This window comes from Spirilliplanes yamanashiensis, assembly GCF_016863475.1.
Lineage (GTDB): Bacteria > Actinomycetota > Actinomycetes > Mycobacteriales > Micromonosporaceae > Spirilliplanes > Spirilliplanes yamanashiensis.
Genome location: NZ_BOOY01000014.1, coordinates 48732 through 73760 on the forward strand (window position 1 = coordinate 48732; position 25029 = coordinate 73760).

26 protein-coding genes and 1 tRNA gene are annotated in these 25029 nt (G+C 73.5%); 11 read left to right on the forward strand and 16 right to left on the reverse strand.

The features are described from left to right. Window positions 1-12: 12 nt before the first annotated feature. From Sya03_RS10170 to Sya03_RS10185, 4 genes are all read right to left on the reverse strand, one after another. Window positions 13-660, reverse strand: a complete 648-nt coding sequence (locus Sya03_RS10170) for an aminodeoxychorismate/anthranilate synthase component II (RefSeq protein ID WP_203937976.1) — start codon at window positions 658-660, stop codon at window positions 13-15. A gap of 4 nt (window positions 661-664) precedes the next feature. Continuing rightward, window positions 665-955 carry a hypothetical protein gene (locus Sya03_RS10175; RefSeq protein WP_203937977.1) on the reverse strand — a complete coding sequence of 97 codons (291 nt, stop codon included), beginning with the start codon at window positions 953-955 and terminating at the stop codon, window positions 665-667. A gap of 5 nt (window positions 956-960) precedes the next feature. Continuing rightward, on the reverse strand, window positions 961-2622 hold the full coding sequence (locus tag Sya03_RS10180) for a class E sortase (RefSeq protein ID WP_239107293.1): 1662 nt from the start codon (window positions 2620-2622) through the stop codon (window positions 961-963). Between the two features lie 548 nt (window positions 2623-3170). Next, complete coding sequence (locus tag Sya03_RS10185; RefSeq protein WP_203937978.1) at window positions 3171-3980, reverse strand: DUF881 domain-containing protein; 810 nt, start codon at window positions 3978-3980, stop codon at window positions 3171-3173. A 175-nt stretch (window positions 3981-4155) separates the two neighbouring features. Between Sya03_RS10185 and Sya03_RS10190 the strand changes: the two genes are divergently transcribed. Together Sya03_RS10190 and Sya03_RS10195 are read left to right on the forward strand one after the other, a co-directional pair. Further along, window positions 4156-4419, forward strand: a complete 264-nt coding sequence (locus Sya03_RS10190; RefSeq protein ID WP_203937979.1) for a cell division protein CrgA — start codon at window positions 4156-4158, stop codon at window positions 4417-4419. Between the two features lie 175 nt (window positions 4420-4594). Next, entirely contained in the window at window positions 4595-6769 is a 2175-nt protein-coding gene (locus tag Sya03_RS10195; protein WP_203937980.1) for a (Fe-S)-binding protein, read from the forward strand. On the opposite strand, the gene Sya03_RS10200 is transcribed toward Sya03_RS10195, so the two are convergent. Beyond that, window positions 6766-7440, reverse strand: a complete 675-nt coding sequence (locus tag Sya03_RS10200) for a GOLPH3/VPS74 family protein (RefSeq protein ID WP_239107294.1) — start codon at window positions 7438-7440, stop codon at window positions 6766-6768. The genes Sya03_RS10195 and Sya03_RS10200 overlap by 4 nt on opposite strands. 78 nt (window positions 7441-7518) lie before the next feature. Between Sya03_RS10200 and Sya03_RS10205 the strand changes: the two genes are divergently transcribed. The 5 genes from Sya03_RS10205 to Sya03_RS10225 all read left to right on the forward strand — a co-directional run bounded on the left by Sya03_RS10205 (window position 7519) and on the right by Sya03_RS10225 (window position 11458). Beyond that, window positions 7519-8814, forward strand: a complete 1296-nt coding sequence (locus Sya03_RS10205; protein ID WP_203937981.1) for a hemolysin family protein — start codon at window positions 7519-7521, stop codon at window positions 8812-8814. Next, entirely contained in the window at window positions 8811-9821 is a 1011-nt protein-coding gene (locus Sya03_RS10210) for a hemolysin family protein (protein WP_203937982.1), read from the forward strand. The genes Sya03_RS10205 and Sya03_RS10210 overlap by 4 nt, the downstream gene beginning before the upstream one ends. A 102-nt stretch (window positions 9822-9923) precedes the next feature. Continuing rightward, complete coding sequence (locus tag Sya03_RS10215) at window positions 9924-10739, forward strand: LamG domain-containing protein (RefSeq protein ID WP_239107296.1); 816 nt, start codon at window positions 9924-9926, stop codon at window positions 10737-10739. Between the two features lie 59 nt (window positions 10740-10798). After that, window positions 10799-11302, forward strand: coding sequence for a pyridoxamine 5'-phosphate oxidase family protein (locus Sya03_RS10220; protein WP_203937984.1), 504 nt, complete (start codon window positions 10799-10801; stop codon window positions 11300-11302). Between the two features lie 82 nt (window positions 11303-11384). Further along, window positions 11385-11458 (forward strand) — tRNA-Gly (locus Sya03_RS10225). Between the two features lie 448 nt (window positions 11459-11906). Here Sya03_RS10225 and Sya03_RS10230 read toward each other — a convergent pair. From Sya03_RS10230 to Sya03_RS10240, 3 genes are all read right to left on the reverse strand, one after another. Further along, on the reverse strand, window positions 11907-12434 hold the full coding sequence (locus tag Sya03_RS10230) for a hypothetical protein (protein ID WP_203937985.1): 528 nt from the start codon (window positions 12432-12434) through the stop codon (window positions 11907-11909). A gap of 271 nt (window positions 12435-12705) precedes the next feature. After that, on the reverse strand, window positions 12706-13254 hold the full coding sequence (locus tag Sya03_RS10235; protein ID WP_203937986.1) for a hypothetical protein: 549 nt from the start codon (window positions 13252-13254) through the stop codon (window positions 12706-12708). 336 nt (window positions 13255-13590) lie between these two features. Next, entirely contained in the window at window positions 13591-14565 is a 975-nt protein-coding gene (locus tag Sya03_RS10240) for a hypothetical protein (protein WP_203937987.1), read from the reverse strand. 210 nt (window positions 14566-14775) lie between these two features. On the opposite strand from Sya03_RS10240, the gene Sya03_RS10245 reads away from it, so the two are divergent. Beyond that, a complete protein-coding gene (locus Sya03_RS10245) occupies window positions 14776-16038 on the forward strand; it encodes a TolB family protein (RefSeq protein ID WP_203937988.1) in 1263 nt (420 codons plus the stop codon). Between the two features lie 28 nt (window positions 16039-16066). Here the strand turns inward: Sya03_RS10245 and Sya03_RS30920 are convergent, their stop codons facing one another. Genes Sya03_RS30920 through Sya03_RS30930 form a run of 3 tightly spaced genes read right to left on the reverse strand, consistent with a single transcriptional unit; the run spans window position 16067 to window position 17312 of the window. After that, window positions 16067-16348 (reverse strand): VOC family protein, encoded by a 282-nt coding sequence (locus Sya03_RS30920; protein ID WP_239107298.1) that lies wholly within the window; start codon window positions 16346-16348, stop codon window positions 16067-16069. Then, the gene (locus Sya03_RS30925) at window positions 16345-16725 is read right to left on the reverse strand and encodes a VOC family protein (RefSeq protein ID WP_239107300.1); all 381 of its coding nucleotides are present in this window, start codon (window positions 16723-16725) and stop codon (window positions 16345-16347) included. The genes Sya03_RS30920 and Sya03_RS30925 overlap by 4 nt, the downstream gene beginning before the upstream one ends. Next, window positions 16722-17312 carry a GNAT family N-acetyltransferase gene (locus Sya03_RS30930; protein ID WP_239107301.1) on the reverse strand — a complete coding sequence of 197 codons (591 nt, stop codon included), beginning with the start codon at window positions 17310-17312 and terminating at the stop codon, window positions 16722-16724. Before Sya03_RS30930 ends, Sya03_RS30925 begins: the two co-directional genes overlap by 4 nt. A 108-nt stretch (window positions 17313-17420) precedes the next feature. Between Sya03_RS30930 and Sya03_RS30935 the strand changes: the two genes are divergently transcribed. Further along, window positions 17421-18041 carry a hypothetical protein gene (locus Sya03_RS30935; RefSeq protein ID WP_239107303.1) on the forward strand — a complete coding sequence of 207 codons (621 nt, stop codon included), beginning with the start codon at window positions 17421-17423 and terminating at the stop codon, window positions 18039-18041. Here the strand turns inward: Sya03_RS30935 and Sya03_RS10260 are convergent. Next, entirely contained in the window at window positions 18034-18429 is a 396-nt protein-coding gene (locus Sya03_RS10260) for a hypothetical protein (protein WP_203937990.1), read from the reverse strand. The two genes, Sya03_RS30935 and Sya03_RS10260, sit on opposite strands and share 8 nt — an antisense overlap. A gap of 235 nt (window positions 18430-18664) precedes the next feature. On the opposite strand from Sya03_RS10260, the gene Sya03_RS10265 reads away from it, so the two are divergent. After that, window positions 18665-19360, forward strand: coding sequence for a hypothetical protein (locus Sya03_RS10265; RefSeq protein WP_203937991.1), 696 nt, complete (start codon window positions 18665-18667; stop codon window positions 19358-19360). 353 nt (window positions 19361-19713) lie between these two features. Further along, the gene (locus tag Sya03_RS10270) at window positions 19714-20007 is read left to right on the forward strand and encodes a hypothetical protein (RefSeq protein ID WP_203937992.1); all 294 of its coding nucleotides are present in this window, start codon (window positions 19714-19716) and stop codon (window positions 20005-20007) included. Window positions 20008-20097: 90 nt separating this feature from the next. On the opposite strand, the gene Sya03_RS10275 is transcribed toward Sya03_RS10270, so the two are convergent. The 4 genes from Sya03_RS10275 to Sya03_RS10290 form a co-directional block, all read right to left on the reverse strand. Beyond that, the gene (locus Sya03_RS10275) at window positions 20098-21582 is read right to left on the reverse strand and encodes a calcium-binding protein (protein ID WP_203937993.1); all 1485 of its coding nucleotides are present in this window, start codon (window positions 21580-21582) and stop codon (window positions 20098-20100) included. Between the two features lie 16 nt (window positions 21583-21598). Beyond that, window positions 21599-23290 carry an FG-GAP repeat protein gene (locus Sya03_RS10280; protein ID WP_203937994.1) on the reverse strand — a complete coding sequence of 564 codons (1692 nt, stop codon included), beginning with the start codon at window positions 23288-23290 and terminating at the stop codon, window positions 21599-21601. Window positions 23291-23380: 90 nt separating this feature from the next. Then, complete coding sequence (locus tag Sya03_RS10285) at window positions 23381-24613, reverse strand: saccharopine dehydrogenase family protein (protein WP_203937995.1); 1233 nt, start codon at window positions 24611-24613, stop codon at window positions 23381-23383. A gap of 19 nt (window positions 24614-24632) precedes the next feature. Continuing rightward, on the reverse strand, window positions 24633-24971 hold the full coding sequence (locus Sya03_RS10290) for a VOC family protein (protein ID WP_203937996.1): 339 nt from the start codon (window positions 24969-24971) through the stop codon (window positions 24633-24635). Window positions 24972-25029 lie beyond the last annotated feature (58 nt).

Here is a 25029-nt window from a genome sequence, read left to right on the forward strand (position 1 = left end):
GGCGGCCGCCGGTCAGGACGCGAACGCCGCCTGGCGCCGCGCCTCGACCTCCGCGGCCAGCTCCGGCGCGCGGTCCAGCGCCGACGGCAGACCGCACGACGCCAGCCAGTTCGCCAGCATCGTGTGCCCGCCCTCGGTCAGCACCGACTCCGGGTGGAACTGCACACCCTCGACCGGCAGCTCCCGGTGCCGCATCGCCATCACCACGCCGGACTCCGTCCAGCCCGTGACCTCGATCTCCGGCGGCAGCGTCTCCGGCAGCACCGCGAGGGAGTGGTAGCGGGTCGCCGTGAACGGGTCCGGCAGGCCCGCCAGCACGCCCGAACCCTTGTGCTGCACCTGCGACGTCTTGCCGTGCAGCAGCTCCGGCGCCCGGGTGACCGTGCCGCCGAACGCCGCCCCGATCGCCTGATGCCCCAGGCACACCCCGAACAGGGGCAGGTCACCCGCGTACGTCTCGATGACGTCCATCATGATGCCCGCCCGGTCCGGCGTACCCGGGCCCGGGGAGAGCAGCACCCCCGCGGCGCCGGACCGGCCGACGTCGGCGACGGTGATCTCGTCGTTGCGCCGCACCTCGCAGTCGGCGCCCAGCTGGCCCAGGTACTGCACCAGGTTGAAGACGAACGAGTCGTAGTTGTCGATCACGAGAATGCGCATCATGTCACCTGGTCGGCGTCGGCTCGGCGTTGTTGGTGTGCGTCGGGTACGGCACGGAGTTGTCGTCCTCGGAGACCTGGTCCTCGCCGCCGCCCCCGGTGATCCCGGCGTCGTCGGCGCCACCCGGGTCGTCCGTGTTCTGGGTGACCTGCACGTCGTCGAACGGCAGCAGCGGCTGCGCCCACGGGAACACCACGAACCACAGCAGCGCCGCCGCGGCGGCCGCCAGCGCCAGCGAGCCGATCAGCTTGCCGGGCACCCCGAAGGGCAGCTTGCGCCAGATCCACGCGTACATGACCCTCAGCCGTTCAGGATGGCGGGCTGGCCCTGGTCCGGCCGGGACCTGTCCCGCTTGCTCTTCGAGGTCAGCTCGGCGTGCACGATGAGCCGCTGGTAGTTGTCGAACTTCGGGTTGCACGTGGTCAGCGTCAGCATCGCCTTCTTCGGCTTCGCGCCCGGCTTGCCCGGCACCGGCGCCACCACCTCCACCGCGCTCGGCAGCACGATGTGGTTGCGGGTCACGGTGTACACGTACCAGTCCGTCGCCGTCTCCACGACCATCTGGTCGCCGGTGTGCACCTCGTCCAGGCGCCAGAACGTCGCCCGGTTGCGGTGCCCCGCCACCGAGAAGTTGCCCACCTTGCCCGGCATCGCCGAGTCCGGGTAGTGCCCCGGCGCGTGCCGGATGTCCTTCTGCTCCACGCCCTCGACGACCACCCAGTGCTTCTTCAGCTTCGGGATGTACAGCCGCGCGATGCCCTTGCCGGCCAGCGGCTTCAGCGCCTTCGGGCCGGGCCCGGCGCTCACCGTCGGATCCGGCTGCGCCCACTCCTGCGCCAGCTGGTCGTCCAGGTTGCTCTGCTCCGCCTCCACCTCGGCGGTGTTGCCGAACACCTCGTACGCCGCGAACAGCAGCACCACCAGGCCGAACGTGATCATCGCCTCGCCGAGGCCGCGCACCGCCGCCCGGATCCGGGAACCCAGCGTCGGTCGGGTCAGCTCCGAGTACACGCTCTTGTACCCCTCGGGGGTGTTCTCCGCGCGCAACTGGACCACCCGCTCACCCGCCCGTCGCTTCGGCGGCTCCGCCGGCGCCGGCTCGTCGTCCACAACAGGTGTCGTGGGGACCGCCGCGGCCGCCACCACCGCCCCGTCGGGGCGCTCCGCGCCACCCGGCGGGACCGCGGGCCGGGCCGGGACCACCGGCGGCGGCTTCTCCGCGGGTACGGCCGGGATCAGCGCCGTCTCGTCCGCCACCCGCCCGATCACCGCGGTCGGCATGTCCGGCGGCACCCCACCGGCCCGCCCCGCGGCGGCCGGCGCCTGCTGACGGGCCTGCGCGGGCAACGGCGACACGGCCGCCGCCCCGTGCGGCGGCTGGGCGAACGGCTCGGCGTGGTGGGCGGCCTCGGGCCGCTGCACCGGCCCACGGCCCGGAACGTCGGCGCGGGCGGCGGCCTCGTCGCCGGGCCGGACCGCCGCCCCGCGGGCGGCCATCCCGTCGTGGACCGGCGGCGGCTCGGGGCGGGGGCGCGGCTCCGGCCGCGGCTGCGCCGGCGGCGCGGGATGCCGGGCGGTCTCGTCGGGCCCGGCTCCGCGGGTGAGGCCGGCGTGGCCGGCGGTTCCGGCGGTTCCGGCTGGTCCCGTTCCGGAGGCTAGGCCCGGGGTGACGCCCGGGGCCAGGCCGGCGGGTGCGGGCGGAACCGGCGGGTCGTAGGGGCGGGGCCGCGCGGACCGCATGTCGCGCGTCGGGCCCTCCAGGTGCGGGGCCGGGCCGGGGTTGACGAAGTCGGGCCGGATGCCGCCGCGGCGCGTCTGCTCCTGCCGCTCCCGGTTGCGGCGCTCGCGCTGCTGGCGCTCCTGCTCGCGCAGGACCTCCGCCATGAGCTCCCGCTGCCGCTCCTCGGCCGCGGTGGCGGCGGCGGACACGGCGGCGGCGGACACCGACGCCGAGGCGGACACGGGCGGGACCCCCACCCGCGCGACCCCCGCGGACCCGGCGGCGACCGGCGGCGGCGCGCCATCGGCGGCCCGCGACGGCACGGCGGGGCTGCCCGGCTGCGGCGACCGCGGGACGGCGGCGGACCCCGACGGAACCGGAGACCCGAACCCGGCCGACCGGGCGGGCCCGGCCTCGTACCCGGCAGCCTGCGGCGACCCGGACCCAGCCGCGGACCCGCCGGAAGCGGATGGCGACCCGGGAACGACCGCGGACCCGGCGGCGGCAGTGGACGGCTCGCCACGACCGGCGGACCCGAGCGGAGTCGCCGACCCGGAAGGGACCGCGGCCCGGGAGGGAGCGGCAAAGGCGGAGGACGCGGCAAAGGCGGGGGGTGCGGCAGGTCCGGAGGACGCGGCGGGCGCGGGAGGCGGCGGGGCCGCGGGCGGGCCGGATGGACCGGCGGCCGGGTCGGGGGTGTCGTCGGTGATGCGGGGGAGGTAGGCCGTCGGGTCCTCGCCGTCGGGGGCGCGGTGGCGGCCGAGGTCGTGCGGGTCGCGGGCGGTGGCCATCAGCCGGGCACCTGTGCGGAGCGCAGGCCGGTGGACCCGTCGTACGCCGGAACCGTCACGTCCCCCTCCACGGTTTCCCGATAGCCGAGCCCGAAGTCGGCGACCGCGTCCCGGAACTGCTGGACCCCGGCGGAGCCGGCCAGCGACGCCTGCATCGCGTCGGAGTCGCCGATCGCCCGGATGGTGAAGGGCGGGGAGAACGGCTGGCCGTGGAGCAGCAGCGTATTGCCCACACAGCGTACCGCGCTGGTCGAGATCACGCGGATTCCCATGATCGACATGGCCTCGGCGCCGCCGGCCCACATGGCGTTGACGACGGACTGGACGTCCTGCTGGTGGACGACGAGGTCGTCGGGGCGGGGGCCGTCGACGTCGTCGGCGGTGGTGCGGCGGGGGGAGTCGTCGAGCTGGACGGTGAGGCCGGGGCCGCGCAGGGCGGTGAGGCCGGCGGCGGTGCGGCCGGCGTCGGCCTGCCGGCGGGCGGCGCGGACGGGGCCGTCGACGTCGGCCAGGGCGCCGGTCTGGGCCTCGACGGCGGCCTGGAGGGCGTCTGCGCGGGCCTCCCGGTCGGCGATGCGGGTGCGCTGGTCGGCGATGAGCTGGGTGAGTTCGGGGCGGCGGTCGTCGCGCAGGGCGGTGCCGCGGGCGGTGGTGGCGGTGGTGGTGAAGAGGAGGCCGGCGGCGAGGGCGATGAGCGGGACGCCGATGGACCACCCGGCCTGGCGCTTGCCGCGGCGGCGGCGCAGCAGGCCGGTGACGGCGCGGGTGAGCACGAGACGCCACGACTGGGTGCCGGAGGTGTAGTCCACGTCCGTTTCCTCCCGCATGTCCGGCCCGTTCTGATCCAACTGCCCGGTGGGGTGCTCGTCCCCGATCCGGAGTGACTACGCTAGCTGTCGAACTCTATGCGCCGCGGGCGGCCGCCGGGGGTCCGGCAGGGCCCGAGGTGCGTTGTTCACGACTTGTCCCCCTCAGGAGAGCGCCGTGCCGAAGTCTCAGGTTCGCAAGAAGAAGGTCTACACGCCGCCGACGGACCTGCGCCCGTCCTCGACGGCGGCGGCCAAGAAGCCGAGCCCGCTGTGGCTGCCGGTGACCGCGGTGGCGCTGATCGTCGTGGGCATCCTGTGGCTGGTCGTGTACTACCTCTCCGACCAGCAGTACCCGGTCGAGTCGTGGCGGTACTGGAACCTGGCCGTCGGCTTCGGGTCGATGGTGGCGTCGCTGATCCTGCTCGCGCGCTGGCGCTGAGCGCCGGCTCCCGGCGCGCCGCCCTCACCGGGTGCGGCGCGCCGTTTCACTCTGCCCGCGTGCCGTTCGCGGGTCCGGCAGACTGGCCGGGAAGATCCGCGCGCGCCGGTGTGGGTTACTCGCGGGTAACGTAGTCTCAGGACCCGACGCGGCAGCAGCAGGAGGCACAGCGCAGATGGGCACCGCACAGATCGTCGCCACCGTCCTGGCGGCCGCCGTCACCGTGGTCGCGGTCGCGCTGGCCGTGCGCGCCGTGCGGCAGATGGTCGCGGTGATCCGGCTGGGGCAGCCGGATCCGACGCGCTCCGGCGAGCTGGGGCAGCGCGCGGCGGTGATGCTGAAGGAGACCGCCGGGCACACCCGGATGCTGAAGTGGAGTGCGGTCGGCGCCGCGCACTGGTTCGTGATGGTCGCCTTCGTGGTGCTGTCGCTGCTGGTCGTCGAGGCGTACTTCGAGGTGGTCGACCCGCAGCTGGGCCTGCCCGTGATCGGGCACTGGACGGTGTTCGGGCTGGTCACCGAGTGGATCGGCGTGCTCGGCACGGTGGGCATCCTGTACCTGATCGCGGTGCGGCTGAAGAACCGGCCGTCGCGCGCGAAGGGCCTGTCGCGGTTCACCGGCTCCACCATGTGGCAGGGCTACTTCGTCGAGTGGATCATCGTCGCGGTGCTGGTCTGCGGGTTCCTGATCCGCGGCTTCAAGGTCGCCACCGACCACTTCGAGTACCCGCTGTGGGCCACCCCGGTCAGCCACGCGATCGGCTCGGCGCTGCCGGCGTGGGAGGACGGCGCCACCTGGGTCGCCCTGGTCAAGATCTTCATCTCGATGAGCTGGCTCATCACCATCTCGCTGAACGTGACGATGGGCGTGGCCTGGCACCGCTTCCTGGCGTTCCCCAACATCTTCTTCAAGCGCGACCCCGGGCGCCCGGCCGGCTCGGGCCTCGGCCCGCTCAAGCCGATGATGTCGGGCGGCAAGCCGCTGGACTTCGAGGAGGCCGACCCGGAGAAGGACCAGTTCGGCGTCGCCCAGGTCGAGCAGTTCACCTGGAAGGGCCTGCTGGACTTCTCCACGTGTACGGAGTGCGGGCGCTGCCAGTCACAGTGCCCGGCGTGGAACACCGCCAAGCCGCTGTCGCCGAAGCTGCTCATCACGAGCCTGCGCGACCACGCGTACGCGAAGGCGCCGTACCTGCTGGCGGGCGGCGGCAAGGACCTGACCGGCGAGGAGAAGGCGACCGCGGCGCAGCTGGCGCACGTGGACGTGCTCGCGCTGGCCGAGGCCGACCGGCCGTTGATCGGCACCGCCGAGGAGGGCGGGGTCATCGACCCGGACGTGCTGTGGTCGTGCACCACCTGCGGCGCGTGCGTCGAGCAGTGCCCCGTCGACATCGAGCACGTCGACCACATCGTCGACATGCGCCGCTACCAGGTGCTGATCGAGTCGAGCTTCCCCAGCGAGGCCGGCGTCATGCTGCGCAACCTGGAGAACAAGGGCAACCCGTGGGGTGCGCCGCAGAACACCCGCGAGGACTGGACGAAGGGCCTCGACTTCGAGGTGCCGCGGGTCGGCGAGACCGAGGACTTCGAGTACCTGTTCTGGGTCGGCTGCGCGGGCGCGTTCGAGGACCGGGCGAAGAAGACGACCCGGGCGGTGGCGACGCTGCTGCACGAGGCCGGCGTCGACTTCGCGATCCTCGGCGAGGGCGAGACCTGCTCGGGCGACCCGGCCCGGCGCATGGGCAACGAGTTCGTCTTCCAGATGCTCGCCCAGCAGAACGTCGAGACGCTCAACGAGGCGTTCGGCGAGCGGAAGACCAAGAAGATCGTCGCGACCTGCCCGCACTGCTTCAACACCATCGGGCGCGAGTACGAGCAGCTGGGCGGCACGTTCGAGGTCGTGCACCACACGCAGCTGCTCGCCCACCTGGTGTCCACCGGCAAGCTGACGCCGGTGCAGCCGATCGACGGCGGCCTGACCTACCACGACCCGTGCTACCTCGGCCGGCACAACCGGGTGTTCGAGGCGCCGCGCGAGGTGCTCGGGGCGGCCGCCAAGGACGGCATCACGGAGATGCCGCGCAACTCGGAGCGCTCGTTCTGCTGCGGCGCCGGCGGCGCCCGCATGTGGATGGAGGAGCGCATCGGCAAGCGCATCAACGTGGAGCGGGTCGAGGAGGCGCTGTCGACGAACGCGCAGACCGTCGCCGTCGGCTGCCCGTTCTGCTACACGATGCTGGGCGACGGCGTCACCGGCAAGGGCCGGCAGGAGGACGTCGAGGTCGTCGACGTCGCCACCGTGCTGCTGCGGTCGGTGAAGCCCAAGGAGACCGAGGCGCAGGGGGCCTAGGACCCGCCGCCCGCCGCCGCGGCGGTCGAGGACGCCACGACGGCGATGGTGACCGCCGCGTACACCTCCTCGATGGCCCGCTTCACGGCGGTGGCCGCCCACGCGCCCCGGCCGATCTCCTTGAGCCGGCGCTTCACGTCGCCGCGGGGCAGGTCGGCGAACACCTTGCGGTCGAAGCCGACCGCGGCGACCAGCGAGCACAGCGCCGCCGTGCGCGGGTCGGCCACGTCGCCGGTGCTCGTCACCGCCGCGCGCATCCGCTGCCGGGCGTCGGTCTCGGCCGGCGGCTCCACGCCGCCCGGCACCGGGTACTGGGTGCGGGGAAAGACCCACAGCACCTTCTGCTCGGCCCGGTCGAGCGTGCCCTGCGCCACCAGCCGCTCCAGCACGGCGTCGCGGGCGCCCCGCCGCAGCTTGTCGACCCAGTGACCGGGCTTGCGCGGCTTCTGCTCCGCGGCGACGCGGGCCAGCGCGGCGTCGATGAGCGGCTCGCCGACCGGCGACGCGTCGACCACCACGACCCTGTTGCCGTCGACGTCCACCCGGCCGGCCAGGGCCAGCTCCAGCAGCAGCGCGCCGCCCAGCCCGTACTCCAGCTCGGTCGAGCCGAGCCTGCGCTCGCCGTCGTCGTCGTAGGCGAGCAGCACCAGTTCGTCCAGCAAGGTCACCATCACCCGAAGGTAACCGTCCACCGCGATTCCGCACGGCGGTGCGCGCGTCCGGCAGAATGATGCCGAGGTGAAGCGATCATGGACGGCCTGCTCCTGACCGCGCTGCTCCCCCTGGTGGCGTTCGTGCTGCTCACGGCGGGCAACGCGTTCTTCGTGGCCGCCGAGTTCGGCCTGGTCACGGTGGACCGGGTGGAGATCGCGCAGCGCGCCCAGGGCGGCGACCGCGGCGCGCGCACGGTGCAGGGGGCGCTGCGCGAGCTGTCGTTCCAGCTGTCCGGCGCGCAGCTCGGCATCACGCTGACCGCCCTGCTGACCGGCTACCTGGCGGAGCCCGCCCTGGCCCGGCTGTTCGAGCCGGTGATCGCCAGCGACGGCGTCAACCACCTGCTCGCCTTGGTGCTGGCCACGCTGCTGTCGATGCTGTTCGGTGAGCTCGTACCCAAGAACGCTGCCCTGGCCCGGCCGATGCGCGCGGCCCTGCTGACGGCGGGCCCGATGCGGGTCTTCTCCACGACGTTCGGGTGGCTGATCCGGCTGCTCAACGGCTCGGCGAACGCGGTGGTGCGCAAGCTCGGCATCGAGCCGCAGGAGGAGCTGGCCAGCGCCCGCTCGCCCGACGAGCTGGGGCTGCTGGCGGCGATCAGCGCCCGGGCGGGCGCGCTGCCGCCGGACACGGCGACGCTGCTGCAGCGCACGATCCGGTTCGGCGACAAGCGGGCCGCGGAGGCGATGACCCCGCGGGTGGACGTGGTCGGCCTGCGCACCACCGCCACGATCGCCGAGCTGCTGACCACCGCCCGGGAGACGGGCCACTCCCGCTTCCCCGTGTACGAGCAGCGCATCGACCTGGTCACCGGGGTGGCGGGCGTGCACGAGGCGCTCGGCGTACCCCCGGGCCGCAGGGCGACCACGACGGTGGCGACGGTGGCCCGCGAGCCGGTGTACGTGCCGGAGAGCCTCGACCTCGACGGCGTCCTCGCGGCGCTGCGCGCGGCCGACGCGGACCTCGCGATCGTGGTCGACGAGTACGGCGGCACCGACGGCGTCGTGACCGTCGAGGACCTGGTGGAGGAGCTGGTCGGGGAGATCTCCGACGAGCACGACGTGGACGACGCCGCGGCCGCGGACCTGACCGCGCCGGAGGGCCAGCACTCGTTCCTGGTGGACGGCCTGCTGCGCGAGGACGAGCTGGCCGAGCAGACCGGCTTCCGGCTGCCGCCGGGCCCGTACGAGACGCTGGCCGGCTTCCTGCTGTCGCGGCTCGGGCACATCCCGGTCGCGGGGGAGACGGTGGACGCGGACGGCTGGGAGTTCACCGTGGTCGAGGTCGACCGGCACCGGGTCGAGCAGGTGCGCGTGGTGACCCCCGAATGATCAACCTGCTCATCACGGTGCTGCTGCTGGCGGGCAACGCGTTCTTCGTGGGCAGCGAGTTCGCGCTGATCGCGTCCCGGCGTACCGTGCTGGAACCGCTCGCGGCGACCAGCCGGCGGGCGCGGTGGGCGCTGTCGGCGACGAGCCAGATCCCGCTGATGATCGCCGGCGCGCAGCTCGGCATCACGATCTGCTCGCTGGGGCTCGGCGCGATCGCGGAGCCGGCGCTGGCGCACCTGCTGGAGGCGCCGTTCGCGTGGGCGGGGCTGCCCGAGGCGGCCCGGCACCCGGTGGCGTTCGTGCTGGCCCTGGCGGTCGTGGTCTTCCTGCACACCGTGCTGGGCGAGATGGTGCCGAAGAACATCACGCTGGCCGGGCCGGAGGAGTCGGCGCTGGTGCTGGGCCCGCCGATGCTGGCGTTCTGCGTGGCGTTCAAGCCGCTGCTGGCCGCGATGCGGTGGGCGTCGAAGGTGATCCTGTCGCTGTGGAACATCGAGGCCACCGACGCGGTGAAGACGGTCTTCACGGCGGAGGAGCTGGCCGGCATGGTGACCCAGTCGCGCACGGAGGGCCTGCTCGGCAGCGAGGAGCACGCGCGCATCGCGGGCGCGCTGGCGCTGCGCCGGCGCACGGCCAGCGAGGCGCACCGCCCGTGGTCCCGCGTCACCACGATCGCCGACGACGTGTCGCCGGCGACGCTGGAGGTGCTCGCGGCCCGCACCGGCCGGTCCCGCTTCCCGGTGGTGCAGCGCACGACCCGCCGGGTGCTGGGCTTCGTGCACGTCAAGGACGTCCTGGGGTACGTGGGCCCGGCCCGCACCGCGCCGATCCCGGCGGACGCCATCCGCCCGCTGGCGGTGGTGCCGCCCGACCGCACCCTGGCCGACCTGCTGCTGACGATGCGCCGCGAACGGCAGCACATCATGCTCGTCACGGACGGCCGCACGCCGCTCGGCGTGGTGACCCTGGACGACGTGCTGCACGCGGTGGTCGGCGAATCCGCGTGACAAATCCGTGACGGGCGGGCGGTTGTACGTGTGTCGGAGGGCAACAAACCCGACAATCAGGCTATGTCTGACAAAAGGTCTTCTCGACGGAACCCCCGGCGGGTGCGTGCCCTCGCCGTCCTGACGGCCGCCGTCGCCTTCGCCGCCGGCCTCGCCCTCGCCGGCCAGGCCGCGTTCCGGCAGTCGTCGGCCGCCCCGGCGCCCGCCGCCCCCTCGCCCATCGCCTCGCCCTCGGCGGACCCGTCCTCCCCGGAGGCCCCGGCCCCCGGCCAGGCCGCCGCCGGGTCGTACAGCGTCCGCTACTTCTTCGACGGCGGCGCCCGCCAGCCCGTCCTCGACAGCACCTCGGCCCACCCGCTGCGCGTGCTGACCGCCCAGGGCGGCGCGATCCGCCACGTGCCGCGGGCCGGCGGCTGGGCCCTGCAGTTCCCGCCCCGCTGCCGCGTCGCGGCCAGCACCTGCCCCCGGGTGATCCTGCAGGGCTCGCGCGACGACTCGCTCAACCCCTACACCCGCCCCCTGCGCTACGGCGCGGCCGTGCTGATGACCCGCAACGACACCGCGTCCGGCGCGAACGTCCTGCAGAAGGGCTACTCGGTCGGCGGCGCCTCGCAGTACAAGCTCCAGGTCGACCACCTGGCCGGCAAGCCGTCCTGCGTCGTGGCCAGCCGCACCACCATCTACCGCGCCGAGTCCCGCTACACCGTCGCCGACGGCCGCTGGCACGCCCTCGCCTGCACCCGCATCGGCAACCGCCTCACCCTCTACGTCGACGGCGCCCAGCGCGCCAGCCGCTACGTCCCCACCACCCTGTCCATCGCCAACACCGAGCCCCTGCGCATCGGCGGCAAGGGCACGGCCCCCAACAACGACCAGTACGCCGGCCAGATCGACAACGTCTACGTCACGATCGGGTGACAGGCAGTGAGCTGGGGTTTTGCTGGCGTGATCGAACAAATGTTCGATAGAATGAGGACATGGCTTCCTGGTCCGATTTCGCCGCCGCCGAGCCCCACCTCGCCTCGGCCGTCCGCGCCCTGCTCCAGCAGTACGGCCCCGGCATGGCCTACCTGGCCACGGTTCGCCCCGACGGCGGTCCCCGGGTCCACCCCATCTCCCCGGTCATCACCGACGAGGGCCTCTACTGCTTCGTCGTCGCCTCCCCGAAACGCGGCGACCTCGAACGCGACGGCCGCTACGCCCTCCACTCCTACCCGCCGGAGGACAGCGACGACGAGGCCTACCTCGCCGGCACCGCCCACCCCGTCACCGACCCGGTGGTCGTCGCGCGGCTCGCGGGGGCGCTGCGCGCGTCCCCCCGGGTCGACTGGCGCCTCTTCGAGTTCTCGATCGACGTGGCGATGGTCCGCCGGCACGGGCCCGCAGGGGCCATGCCGTTGACGCCGACGCCCGTGGTGCCGGCGGTGTCGCGGGCGTGGCGGGACCCGGCCGCGCGGTTACCGGCGGCGGTGGCGGCCTGAGGTTCGCGCCGCGCGCGACGCTCCTGCCGACGGGATCCGGTGAGAGCGTCGCGCGCGGCGATCGGGTACAGTGGTGCCGCTCGCGGGTGTAGTTCAATGGCAGAACATCAGCTTCCCAAGCTGACAGTGCGGGTTCGATTCCCGTCACCCGCTCCACGCTCAAGGCCCCTGGTCAGGATGTCATTCCCGGTCGGGGCCTTCGCCGTTTCCGGCACTCGAAAAGGCGCTCGGGCCATCGACGGGCCACTAGGCATCGCCGCCCACCGCCTCGTCCGGAGTGTCGCGCGCTGTACTAGATCAAGGCGCCGCGCGAGCGCGGCGCGGCCGGCCGCGCTCGGCCTGCTGGCGGCCTCCGGCCGGCATCGGCCGGCGCGCCGGCCGACTGCTGCGACGACTCTTGAACTTGGAGGCTGCCTCCGGCGGAAGCACTCGGGCCCCGGGATGAGGTTGCCATCCCGTCCACCGTCGACCCAGGCGTAGCCGAGCAGACCTGCCCCAGGGCGCCAAGGTCGTTCGTCCGGTAGGGCGCTCCACCTTGTCGCCCTGGGGCAGGCCCACTCCACGGTGTGTGGGTCGACGGCGAACGGGATGGCTCGGCGCGAGGTCAGCTTCTGCTGTCGACCTGTACGGGGCGGCCCCAGTCTGAGAGTAGCTGGCCGGGATGTTTAAGGGCCCACTGCTTCGCGACGCTGCCGATCCGGACGTTGCGGACAGGTGTGCCGGCAGGTGTCACCAGGACCGATGTGGTGACGGCGTGGAGCGCTTCCCATACGAGCCGGGCTAGCTCCCTGAAACGAACCTGTATCGCGTCTGTTTCGTTCGCTGGCACCCACTGAAAGGCGAGACGGCCAGACCTCATGACCGCGTTCGGTGCGTCAGCCTGAACATGCAGCCCGAAGGCGCTTTCGGCGAAGCCGGTACCCACGTATTGGATAGCAGGTCCGATCGCGGCAGCGTCCTGACCGATCAAGCGGAGGGACGCCTGCAACGGTTCTTGGTGCAGGGCGTCACTGAGCGACATGTGGATAAGGTCGCCCAGCTCCCGCATTGCGCTACCGGCCCGCCAGCCAGTGATGCCGTCAATGAGCGGCGTTACCGCGTCGCTGAATGCATCGACGTCGGCATGCAGCATGAAGGTGCTCGTCTGCCGAGATCGGGACCCTGGTTTGGATGCCACATGCACATGGTGTCAGCTTCTTCGGCCCCTGCGTGGTCGCGCTGATGTACAGCCATCCGTACGGCTAAGGCCCCCACCCCGACCACGACACGGGTCGACAAGTCACGGACGGGCGAGCAGGGACAGCGCTCCCCTGCCAGCCCCACCATGATCTTCTTCCAAGGTGAGGGTGCGATCCCGGAGTCGCTATGCAGGCTTGGGCGCCAGAGGCGGGCGGGCGCTGCTCTCAGGTCATGCGGCCAGTGTCGAACAGGTAGCCGATATACAGCTCATGGAGCGCACCGTCGAGGGGATGGCCGTGGTCATCAGTGAGCTGGAGTCGGCCCACCTCGGCGCTCGCCGAGCCCCCGTCGATCGCAACAAGTGCGGAATGCTGAGCCGTGCAGACCATCTCGCGGACGAAGCGGGCCAGCGCGTCCACCTGCTCCGGCGAAGTGAGGCACCGTCGAAGTGTCAGCACGGCCTCGGTGTCGTCCACCCAGATCGGCAGGTTCGGGCTGCTGATCGCCTCACGGACGGTGTTCGCCACGCCGTCCCGATCCGACGCGAGGTCTTCGAAGAACGCTCGCATCAGCTCACCGCTTTCCTCCACCTCCCGGCTCACTTTGGCAGCCTCCCACAGCCCGATCCCCGACGACTTTGCCTTCGTGGTGATCGCACCGAGAACAGACCCAGTCCGCTCGTACAGCCATCGGTACAGCCAAGCCGGTCGGCGGCGACCGGGGGAGAGCGGCACGGCCGACACCCGGTGCAGGTCAGCGACTGTCATCAGCATCGGCCGACAGGATGCGCGATCTTTGCATGGCGAGGATCGCCTGACCCCACCTTGACCCCAGCAGCGGGCAACGGCTCGCTCAGCGACCACCAGTGATCCTGGCCGCGACGGCAACTGAGCAGGCAGCGGACCCGCGTGCCCGTTCCTACTGATCACATGGTTGGCCGGGCCATCGACGGGCCATAAGCTGGTGCGGCTCAGGGGTAAGCCAGGCCGCTGGCGACCGCGCTGAGCGGGAACACCCCGCACGCGGGACTGATCTTGTGCAATTCCCAAGCTGACAGTGCGGGTTCGATTCCCGTCACCCGCTCCACGCTTGAGGCCCTGGTCAGGACGTCAGTCCCGGTCGGGGCCTTCGCCGTTCATCCGGTGCGGATCAGCGACCGCGGTCAGCGCATCCAGGCCCGTGCGGTACCAGGCTCCGGTCCGAGTGAGGGCGTGCAGGTCGGCGCCGCGGCAGGTGTAGCGCAGGCTGTGCGCCTCCAGGCCGTCGGGCAGGACGATGCGGCGCTGGTCGCCGGCTCGGCGCACGCCGTCCGGCCCGGCATGCAGCGGCGTCACGAGGTCGTAGTCGGGGCCCCACCCGCCCACGAGCACCCAGTCGTCTCCGCGGACCAGCAGGTTCCGGGCCGACCGGTACGGCGACGGCCCCCGGTCGGTCACCCCGCCGGCCGAGGCGGACAGCAGGTGGAAGTCGGTGTAGGGACAGACGTGCGCGGTGTCTCCGTCCACGTTGAGGGCGTAGCAGTCCGCGATGGCCGGGAGTCCCGTGTCGAGCGGGAAGAGCCAGTCGGCGGCGAGGTCGGCGGTGAAGCGGGCGAGCCCGTGACCCTCGGGGCCGCTGCCACCCATCGCCTCGTCGAAGTAGCCGACCCAGATCCTCCCGGACGGGGTCGTCAGGAGCTCCTCGATCGCGTCGCCGAGGGAGCCTCGCCGTTCCAGGACGCCACCGTCGGTCCACACCTCGGCGTTCGTCTCACCGGGACGGGCGCGGGCCGCGGCCAGCAGGACCCGTTCGCCGGGCAGCGGCTGCACGAACGACACGGCCAGGTCCGTCTCGACGTCGATGGCGCCGGCGAGCTCGCCGCCGTCGTGAACGGTCACCTGCTTGCGGCGGGGGGTCCGCCGGTGGGTCCAGACGGCGAGGGCGGTGCCGCCGGGTCCGACTCCGACCGCCTGAGGTTCGGAGGTCACGAGCGCCCGGTCGGACGGCCGCACCCAGCCGTGCCGTCGCAGCGGCACGACCGGCAGTCCGAGGTTCTCGGACCGCCGGTGCAGGCTTCTCCGGTCGCGGTCCGCATGCGTCGTCATCGCCGGAATTCTCCGGCATCCGTCGAACCGTTTTCGGCCGGTCGCGGCGTGACGGACCGTGACCGGTGTGCCCCCCGGGCGGCGGTCATCCTTGCTACCCTCGGCCCCCTCCCGGCTCCGGCCGGGAACGGTTGTCGATACGGGGGAAGGGGTGCGATGCGTCGCATCGTGTTGTGGGGGGCGGCCGCTGCCGCCGTCGGGACCACTGTGGTGGGTGCCGCACCGAGTGCGTGGGCGGACGAGCCGGCGGGCACGTCGCGGGTCACGATCGGTTATGACGGCGAGGAGGCCAACGGCTCGAGCACGTTCTCCGCGATCTCCGGCGACGGCCGGGTGGTCGCATTCCAGTCGAATGCGCTCAACATCGTGCGGGGGGACCTGACCCGGAACTCTGACGTCTTCGTGCGCGACCTGGCCACCGGGGTCAGCAGCCGAGTCAGCGTGTCGTCGGCTGGCGTTCCGTCGCGCGGGAGCAGCAGCAGTGTCGCGCTGTCGTACGACGGCCGGGTCGTGGTCTTCCAGTCGGCGGCGTCGGACCTGGTGCCGGGCGACACCAACAAGGTCGCCGACATCTTCGTCCACGACCGGGAGACCGGCGCCACTACCCGGGTGAGTGTGGCGACGGACGGCACGGAGGGCAACGGGCCCAGCACGGCGCCGCAGGTGTCGGCCGACGGCCGGTGGGTCACGTTCGGCACGACGGCGACGAATCTGGCGCCGGGCGCGGTGGGCCCGAAGTCCAAGGTGCTGCTGCACGACCGGGAGACCGGCGCCACCACCGAGGTCAGCGTGCGGCCCGACGGCACATCGGGCACCGCCGACAGCCAGCTGCCGACGATCTCCGCCGACGGCCGGTACGTCGCCTTCCTGTCGTACGACTGGCGGATCGTTCCCGCGGCGCGGTCCGTGCACCTGAGCGCGTACGTGCGGGACGTGCAGGCCGGCACGACGGTGCGGATCAACAACACGCCGCTGTCGAGCCTCGGCTACGCGATCCCGAAGCCGCACGTGCCGGTGACGGTGTCCGCGGACGGCCGGTACGCGTCGATCCTCACCGACGGCGTCATGGTCGAGGGCGACGACAACCGGGTCACCGACGTGTACCGGGTGGAGCTGGCGACCGGCGCGGTGGTCCGGGTCAGCGTGGGTGCGGACGGCGTGCAGGCGGACCGGGCCAGCGGGCTGACGGTCACCGGCGCCCCGATGTCGGCCGACGGCAGGTACGTGGCGTTCGACAGCGAGGCGCGCAACCTGGTGGCCGACGACGCCAACGAGGCCCGCGACATCTTCGTCCGGGACACGGTGGACGGCACGACCACCCGCGTCAGCGCCGGTGCGGTGCCGAGCACCCGGGGCTCGTACTTCCCGGCGATCTCGGCGGACGGAGGTGCCGTGGTGTTCAGCACCGACGGCGCCCTGGTGGACGGTGACACGAACAACCTCAGCGACATCCACCTGCACCGCCTGCGCTGATCCCGGGCCTCGCCGGCGGGTCGTTCTGTCAGTCCCAGCAGAGGCAGAACGGCTTGCCGGCCGGGTCGGCGTACACCCGCCAGTTCGTCCCACGCGCCCCCAGTGACGTGGCGCCGAGGCCGAGCACCGCCGCCTCCGCCGCGTCCGGGTCGGCGACCGTGACGTCGAGGTGGAGCTGCTGCGGGTGGGCCGGGTCGGGCCAGCGGGGCGGCCGGTAGTCGCCGACCTGCCGGAACCGGAGCCGGTCACCGCCGACCACTGCCGCCCAGAACGCGCTCAGCGCCCCCGCGTCGGGGCAGTCGATCGTCACGCCGGCGACGGTGAGGCGCGGCGTCGACGGGACAGGCACAGGTCGAACGGGTGCCCGGCCGGGTCGGCCAGCGTGCAGCGGGTGCCGGTCCGGCGCAGCAGGCGGGCGCCCAGCGAGACCGCCCGGGCCGTGCCGGCGTCGAGGTCGGGGGCGTGCAGGTCGAGGTGGCCCTGCTGGGGGTACGCCGGGTCGGGCCAGCGGGGTGGCACGTGGTCGGGGCTGTACTGGACGGCGAACCGCCACCCGTCCCCGGTGTCCAGGGCGATCCAGTCGTCCTCGGTGTACAGCTCGGTCCAGCCGCCCAGGGTGGCGTAGAAGGTGGCGAGGCGGCGGATGTCGGCGGCGTCGAGCACCACCGCGCGCAGCGTGCCGATCATCGGCTGTCCTCCCGGGTGCGGGCGTGCAGGTGCATGTCGTGGCGGCCGTCGGCGTGGACGGCGGCGCTGCGTTTCGTGCCCTCCGGGAGGAAGCCGGCGCGGAGGGCGACCCGGCACGAGGCCTCATTGCGGGTGGAGTGGTCGAGTTCCAGGCGGTGGAAGCCGGCGTCGCCGAGCGCCCAGGCGCTCACAACTTGCAGGGCCCGCGTCGCCACCCCGGCGCCCCGGAACGGCGGCAGCACCCAGTATGCGCACACGGCGGTGCCGTCGGCGAGGTCCATGCCGCGCAGCGCGATGCGGCCGGCCACCCGGCCGTCGTCGCCGGTCACCGCCCAATGTGCACCGTGTTCGGCGGCCCAGTCGCGGCCGTAGCCGGCGAACCAGGCGCGGACGCGATCCTCGGACGCGGGCCGGCGGGTGTGCCAGCGGCGGATGTCCGGGTCGTCGTAGGCGGCGAGGAAGACCGGCACGTCGGTGTCGGCCCAGGGGCGCAGCAGCAGGCCGCCGGCGGCGGTGAGGGTGGGTTGAGCGGTGGCGGCGAGGGCGCCGGCGGCGATGGCGGGCGGCGTCGTCAGGTCCGAGGGCACCGCCCATCCTCGCAGGCGGACGGGCGGCCCGGGCGTGCGCCGCGCATGACCCGGCCGCCGCACGAAAGGGCGGGTGCCGGGCCCGGTGCCCTTCCTAGCCTCGGGCCCGTGGCGCGGATCAGTGGAGTGATGGCGGAGCCGGGCGGCGAGGTCGAGCTGCGGTTCCGCAAGGACGGGTTCGACGTGCAGCACGTCCGGTGGTACACGCGGTCGCGGCTGGCCGACTACGACTACGTCGTGTGGCGCGGCCTGGTGGCGGGCGGGATCGTGGCGGCGGTGCTGTGGTCGGTGGCGATGATCGTGATGCTGACGCCGTTCGAGACGGCCGGGCGGGTGATCCTGATCGCCGCGTTCGTGTACGCCGGGCTGGCCGTGCTGTGCGCCGTCGAGAGGTTCGTCCTCGAGGTGGAGATCGGCGTGCCCTGGGCGGCGACGTGGGCGCTGTGCTTTCCGTGGCTGGCGCTGCCCGGCACGCGGCGGCGGGCCCTGGAGACGGTCCCCGAAAACGTGGGGGCGCCGGTGCGCGTGCACGTGGCGACCCTCGCCGACGTGCAGGGCGGCTATCTCGCGGACCTGGCGTCGGTCACGGTGCGCTTCGCGCACGGCGGCCGGGTCGAGTACCGCCTGGCGGGGTTGCCGGGGGACCGGCTGCTGCGGGCGTTCCATGATCTGACCGCCGGGCGGATGCGGGCGTACCCGTACCGGACGGGTGGCGAGCGGGTCAGCTGACGGCGTCGGGTTCCAGCAGGACCACCTGGGGCGTCCAGCAGTCGGAGCGTTCGGTGGCGATCTCGGCGCCGCACGCGCAGACCAGGTTGGGGCCGTCGCAGCCGTCGAGGCCGCAGCAGCCGACGAGCCGGCGGGGGTCGGGGTGCAGGCGGCGGTCGAGCAGGTCGGCGGCGTTGATGAGGACCGTGCCGAGGCGTGGCGCCGGGCTGACCGGCGGGTCGTCCGGCTCCGGGTCGACCGCGTACGCGCCGGGCATGATCCACGGCGGGCAGTCCTCGCCGGGTGGCACCTCGAAGGGGGCGAGCGGTTCGCCCAGGGCTGCCAGGGGCACCCGGGACAGGCCGCGGGTCAGCGCGGCGCCGCAGGCGCGGCAGGCGAACACGGTCACCGGCTGATCCTCCCACCGGGCCGGGCGAATCAGGCGGCCCGCGCGGTGCCGACCGCGAATCGACGCAACCTCGCCGCGCGCGCCGGATGGGCCGGCGGCGGGACGGCGCCGATCGGCGGCTCCGCCGGGCCGGACGGGCGATCCTGGACCGGTGGTTAACTAACCGTACTAGTGCAAATCGGGCAGGCGCGGCGCACAGTGGACGGGCACAGCCACAACGAAAGGCACGAGCCGCATGCGTCGCTTCATCGTCCGGTCCGTCACCCTGCTGCTCGCCGCGGGCACCCTGCTCGGCGTCGCGCCGGCGGCCGTCCAGGCGGCGCCCGCGCCCGTCAACATGACGTTCAACGCGGCCCCCGAGCCGCTCCTGCAGGGCCGCACCATCACCCTCGCGGGCCGGGTCTGGACCAAGGCGACCGGCAACCGCCAGCCGGTGCTGTTCTACTTCCGGCGCTCCGGCACCCCCACCTGGACCTACGTGGGCCGCGCCGTCGCCAACGACCGCGGCCAGTTCACCCGGACGGCCACCGCGCGCTTCAGCGGCACGTGGAAGGCCGTCCGCCCGGCCACCGCCGCCCGGCAGGCCGCCGAGCGCCTCGACGCGGTCGACGTCGTGCGCCGCGTGCCGCGCCGGATCGCCTCGTACAGCGGCACCACGTCGTCCTGGTCGTCGCCCACGCTGCGCATCCCCACCGCCGACTACCGTGCGTACGTCGCGTACCGGTGCACCGACCCGTCCGGCGGGTTCATGCACCTGCGGTGGCACGGCCAGCAGTACGGCTTCGAGGTCGTCAGCTCGTCGCAGGCCACCGGCACCCTCACGCTGAACGGGCACTACGGCGCGCGCGGCGGCTACTTCGAGGTCAGCACCTGGATGGACTGCTCGTGGTGGGTCAACGTCTACGCGGGCACCGTCTTCCAGCGCGTCTGACGGCCCGCGCATCCCGCCCGGGCGGCTGGTCTCGCGCCGTGCGGACCATCGACCGGCAGGAGGCGCGGCGCCCGACGCCGACCTGGTGCTGTGGAGCCGGCTCGGGTCGGCGTACCGGCCCGGGGAGCTGACCGCGGCGCTGGAGCAGGACCGGACGCTGGCCGAGCTGAACGCGATGATCCGGCCGACCGAGGACCTGCGGCTGTACCTGGCCGACATGGCGGTGTTCCCGTGGCGCGAGCAGCACCGGCAGTGGCTGGACGCGAACGAGCGGTTCGCCGCGGACGTGCTGGCGCGGCTGGCGGCGTCCGGGCGGCTGCGACCGGCAGCGGTACTGGGGCCTGGCGGACCGCGTGTACCCGGCCGGCCTGCCGGTGGTGCCGCGCGACGAGGCGCGGCGGGAGCGCGAGGCGCGCCGGCTGCGGTCGCAGGGCATCGCGCGGGAGAACGTGCCCGGCACCGGCGCCGAGCCCGGTGCCGTCGGCGACTCCGGCGAGCAGGTCGTCGTCGAGGGGCTGCCCGGGGTGTGGCGGGTGGACCCGGGCGCGGTCGGGCGGCCGTACACCGGGCGCACGGCGCTGCTGTCACCGTTCGACCGGCTCGTGCACGACCGGGCGCCGGCGTGGCTGCGGCTGAGCGCCGGCTGACGCGGCGTGGCTGTCGGCTGAGCGTGGGCTGACGCGCCGCGGCCCCGGTCCGGCGTGGTGCCGGGCCGGGGCCGCCGGTCGTCGTGCGGGTCAACTCTCCTGGCGCTCGCAGTTCACGAGCTCGCCGACGCCCGGGTAGTCCGGGATGCAGGTGTCGCCCCGCTCGGTGCCGTCCGGGCCGCCGTCGAGGACGTAGCGGTCGCGCTCGTCGTAGCCGCCGCCGCGCAGGACGTCGTCGCCCGCCTCGCCGTAGACCCGGTCGGTGCCGGTGCGGCTGCCCTCGCCGGACTCCAGCTCGTCGTCGCCGCCGCCACCGCGGACCACGTCGGCGCCGTGGTCGCCGTGGATGAGGTTGGCGCCCGCGTTGCCGGTGAGGGTGTCGTCGCCCCAGCCGCCGTACAGCTTCTCGACGTCCGCGCCGATGGTGTCCTTCTCGCCCGCCGAGCCGTCGTCGCCGGTTGCGCCGTCGAGGTCGGCGATCACGGTCACCAGGCGCTCGCCGTAGCTGACGGTGTCGGCGCCGGAGCCGCCGAGCATGGTGTCCGCGCCGAACTCGCCGCTGAGCCAGTCGGCGCCGTTGCCGCCCTCGATGCGGTCGTTGCCCGGGCCGGCCTGCAGTGAGTCGTCGCCGTCGCGGCCGTACAGGCGGTCGTTGCCCTCGCCGCCGCTGATCCAGTTGTTCAGCGCGTTGCCGCCGAGGGTGTCGCTGGCCGAGCCGCCGTCGAGGCCCTCGATGTCGAGCGCGATGGTGTCGCCCTCGCCCTTGCGGCCGTCGTCGCCCACCTGGCCGTCGAGGTCGGCGTAGATGACGTGCGTGCGGAACCCGTAGTTCACCCGGTCCCAGCCGGGGCCGCCGCGCATGTCCTGCGGCGCTGGGGTGTCGTGGTTCTGGAAGAACTCGTCGTTGCCGTTCTGCCCGTGCAGGGTGTCGCGGCCCGGGCTCTCCTCCAGGTAGTCGTCGCCGTCGCCGCCGTAGACGGTGTCGTTGCCCTCGTTGCCGTCGAGCCGGTCGAACGCCCCCTGGCCGAACAGCCGGTCGTTGCCCCAGCCGCCGCGCAGGTCGTCCTCGCCGTCGCCGCCCTCGACGTAGTCGTTGCCGTCGTCGGCGTAGACGTAGTCGTTGCCGCCGCGGGCGTAGAGCTTGTCGTGGCCGGAGTCGGCGTACAGCAGGTCGCGCTTGGGGCCGCCGGTGACCGTGTCGTCGCCCGATCCGGCGCGCACGGAGATGCCCACGTCGGCGTTGTTGACGACGGTGTCGTTGAGGTCGGAGACGTTGACGTTGATCCAGGTCGGGGCCGTGCGCGTGGTGCACCGGACCTTGGTGGAGTCGCCGCTGACGGCCCGGCACCCGGTGCCCGCGGTCACCGCCACCCGGTCGTCGACGGTGATGGTGTTGCCGGAGCGGGTGATGACCACGGAGTTGGTCTTGCCCGCGGCGGCGTTGAAGGTGACCTTGGTGGTGTCGTAGACGGAGGCCTTGCCGGTGGCGGCGGCCTGCGCCGGGCCGGCGAGACCGACGCAGGCGGTGGTCACCGCGGCGGCGGTCAGCGCCGCGGCGCGGAGTGGACGAGACATCGATTCCCCCGGATCGCTACAGGCCGTTGACGAAGAAGCCGTACCGGCTGACCAGCAGGCCCTCGTGGCCGACGTCGGTGCCGTACTTGACGTAGCCGGTGCTGAAGCCGCCCGGGCCGCCGCCGAAGGTGGTGACGCTGCCGACCGTGAAGTCGCGGTCCGCGGTGTCGCGGGTCTCCTCCGGGGTGCCGATCACGGCGTCGAACCCGCCGACGCCGTTGAGGTTCAGCAGGCTGACGGCCGCGCCGAACCGGTCGCCGCTCTCCGCGCCGTCGGGCGCGCCGGCGGTGTTCTGGCCGATGGTCTGCGACCCGGCGCCGACCATGCCGTCCTTCGAGCCCTTGAGCAGCACGACCGCGCCGGCGTCCGCGACCTTGCCGACGTCCTCGCCGGGCACGCCGACCAGGATGTCGCCGTAGCCGTCGTTGGTGACGTCGCCGACGGACACGGAGTCGCCGAACCAGTCCTCGTTCTCGGTCGAGTCGCCGACGCCGAGGGTGTCCTGCGACGCGACCCGCAGGCCCTTGGCGGTGAGGCCGGTGGCGTTGCCCTTGAGGGTCACGACCGCGCCGGGCTGGAGGTCCCAGCCGCTGCCGACCTGGGCGCCGGGCACGCCGACGACGACCTCGCCGTAGCCGTCCCTGTTCGTGTCGGTGACGCCCAGGCTCATGCCGAACATCCAGAGGTACGTGCCCTCGCGGTTGAACGCGGCCGTCGCCGCCTCGCCGCTGACCGAGGTGACCTTCGAGGTGGCGAAGCCGCCGGCGGCGCCCCAGAACTGGACGACGGTGCCGCTGCCGTTGTTGAGGTCGCCCTCGTTCTCGGTGAACGCGCCGACGATCAGCTCGGCGTGCTTGTCCTTGTTGACCTTGCCGATGGCGACCGCCGAGCCGAACGCGTCGTTGGTCTCCGCGCTGCCCGGCACGCCGCCCGAGTTCTGCGAGGTCCACTGGGCGCCGGTGGTGACGATGCCGGTGGCGCTGCCCTTGAGGACGACGACGGCGCCGGCGCCGCGCGCCGAGCCGATCTGCTTGCCCGGGATGCCGATCGCCAGCTCGTCGCGGCCGTCGCCGGTGATGTCCCCGCTGGACAGGGCCGCGCCGAACCAGTCGCCGTCGGCCGAGGCGCCGGGCACGCCCGCGCTGCTCAGGTTGACGTGCTGCACCCGGTCGACCTGGAGGCCGCCCGGCCCGCCGGGGAAGATCCAGACCGCGCCGGCGTGGTAGCCGAGCGCCTTGAGGTCGACCTCGTCCATGTCGGCGACCGCGAGGTCGTCGTAGCGGTCGCCGTCGAAGTTGCCCGCGACGATCTCGGTGCCGAAGCAGACGCAGCCGGTGCCGCCCGGGATCTCGGTGATGAGGTAGTCGCGGTGCGCCGCGGACGAGTAGCGCACGACCACGCCGGTGTCGGCGAACGCCGCGATGTCGTCGAGGCCGTCGCCGTCGAGGTCGGAGCGGGTGACGCCCGTGCCGGTCCGCGGCGTGGCGGCGACCGGCTCGCGGCGGTGCAGCAGCGTGACGCCGTCGCGGACGATCTCGTCGTAGCCGGGCAGCGACGCGGCCGCGGCCCGGGCGCCGCCCTCGACGCGGCGCAGGTCGTCACCGTCGAACGACGGCGCGACGGGCGCGGCGGCGGCCGCGGTGGCGGTCGTGAGCAGCGCGATGAACGTGGTGGTCAGGACGGCAGAGATGGAGTGCCTGATGCGCATGTGTGAATCCCCCGTGAAGTAGTGCCGCCGCAGTGTAGGTCCGCGGTACGACACCCACAATCCCGTCGCCGTCCACTCAGGACGAGCCGATCAGGCGGGGCCGGCGGTGATCTCCACCCCGGCGGAGCGCAGCCGCGCCACGAGCGCGTCGCCGATGCCGGTGGCCGGGGTGAGCACCCCGCCCTCCGAGGGCGGCAGGGCGTCGCCGTCGAGCGCCAGGGCCAGGGCCGCCTCGCCGAGCATGACCGCCGTCGCGGCGTACCCGGGATCGCCGGTGGCCTTGAAGCGCGACCGGTACCGGGCGCCGGTGCCGGTGGTGGTGAAGATGTCCACGGTGAAGTGGCCGTTCCGGCGGGTCTTCTCGTCGGGCCCCTCGCCGGGCTTGGGCAGCACGCGGTCGAGGACGAACCGGGTGGGCGGGAACGTCATGCCGGCGTAGAAGGCGACGACGCCCGCCTTCGTGCCCCGCGCGACCAGGCCGGACAGCGGCGACGCGCCGGTGCTCACCGTCTCGCGGTAGCGGAAGCGGCGGCCGTACGCCCAGCCGCGCAGCGCGTTGCTGCGGCGCACGATCCGGGTGTTGTGGCCGGCCATCACGAACGGGCCGAGCGTGCCGCGCAGCCGCGGGTGGACCTCGGCGCCGGGCACGGTGACCAGGTCCTCCTGCCGGCCGACGTCGGGCTCGTCGGCGCGCGACGGGGTGAGCGAGTACGGGCTGGCGGCCATCCGGCGCAGGTCGCGGTCGCCGCGCAGCTCGTCGAGCTGGTGGCGCAGGGTGTCGATGGTGCCGCCGCTGATGCCGCCGCGCATGCTGGTCACGACCATCGTCGTGTCGGTCAGCTCGCCGGCGCCGTCGGCGCGGACGGCGTCGAACAGGGCGTGCACGCCGATGTCGGACGGCACGGAGTCGAAGCCGCAGGAGTGCACGATCCGGGCGCCGGTGGACCGGGCGGTCTCGTGGTTCTCGTCGATGCTGCGGCGGACGAAGACCACCTCGCCGGTCAGGTCGGCGTAGTGGGTGCCGGCGGCGGCGCAGGCGCGGGCCAGGGCGTGGCCGTACTTGCCGTACGGGCCGACGGTGGTCGCCACGACCGTGGTGGAGGCCGCCAGCCGGGCCAGGGCAGGCTCGTCGGCCGCGTCGGCGACGACCAGCGGCCAGTCGACGCCGAGGCGCTCGCGGACGGCGGCCAGCTTCTCCGCCGAGCGGCCGGCCAGGGCGATGCGGGTGCCCGCGGGGGCGTGGGCGGCCAGGTGGCCGGCGGTCAGCTCGCCCACGAAGCCCGTGGCGCCGTACACCACGACATCGAAGTCTCTGTTGTACATCCGCCCCAGCATGGCGTGCTCAGAGCGGTTCGGCGAACGTGACCGCGTTGCCGTCGGGGTCGTGCAGCGTGGCGAGCTTCGCGACGGCGCCCTCGACGACCTCGCCGACGTGCAGGTCGCGGGAGTTGAGGTCGCTGATGGTGGCGTCGAGGTTGTCGACGGCCAGGGTCAGGTAGGCCCGCCCGGCCGTCGCCGGGTCCTCGGCCACCTGCAGGGCGCCGCCGTCGGTGAGGTGCCACTCGGCGAGGCCGTCCATGGGACGCAGGTCGGCGGGGCGGCCCAGCAGGCGTTCGTACCAGCTCAGGGCGCCGCCGAGGTCCCGCACGGTGAGCACGGCCAGGACGGTGGTGATCCGCATGATGACCAACGTGCCCAGCGGGACGGCTCCGTAATCGCGGACCCCTTCGCGCGGATAA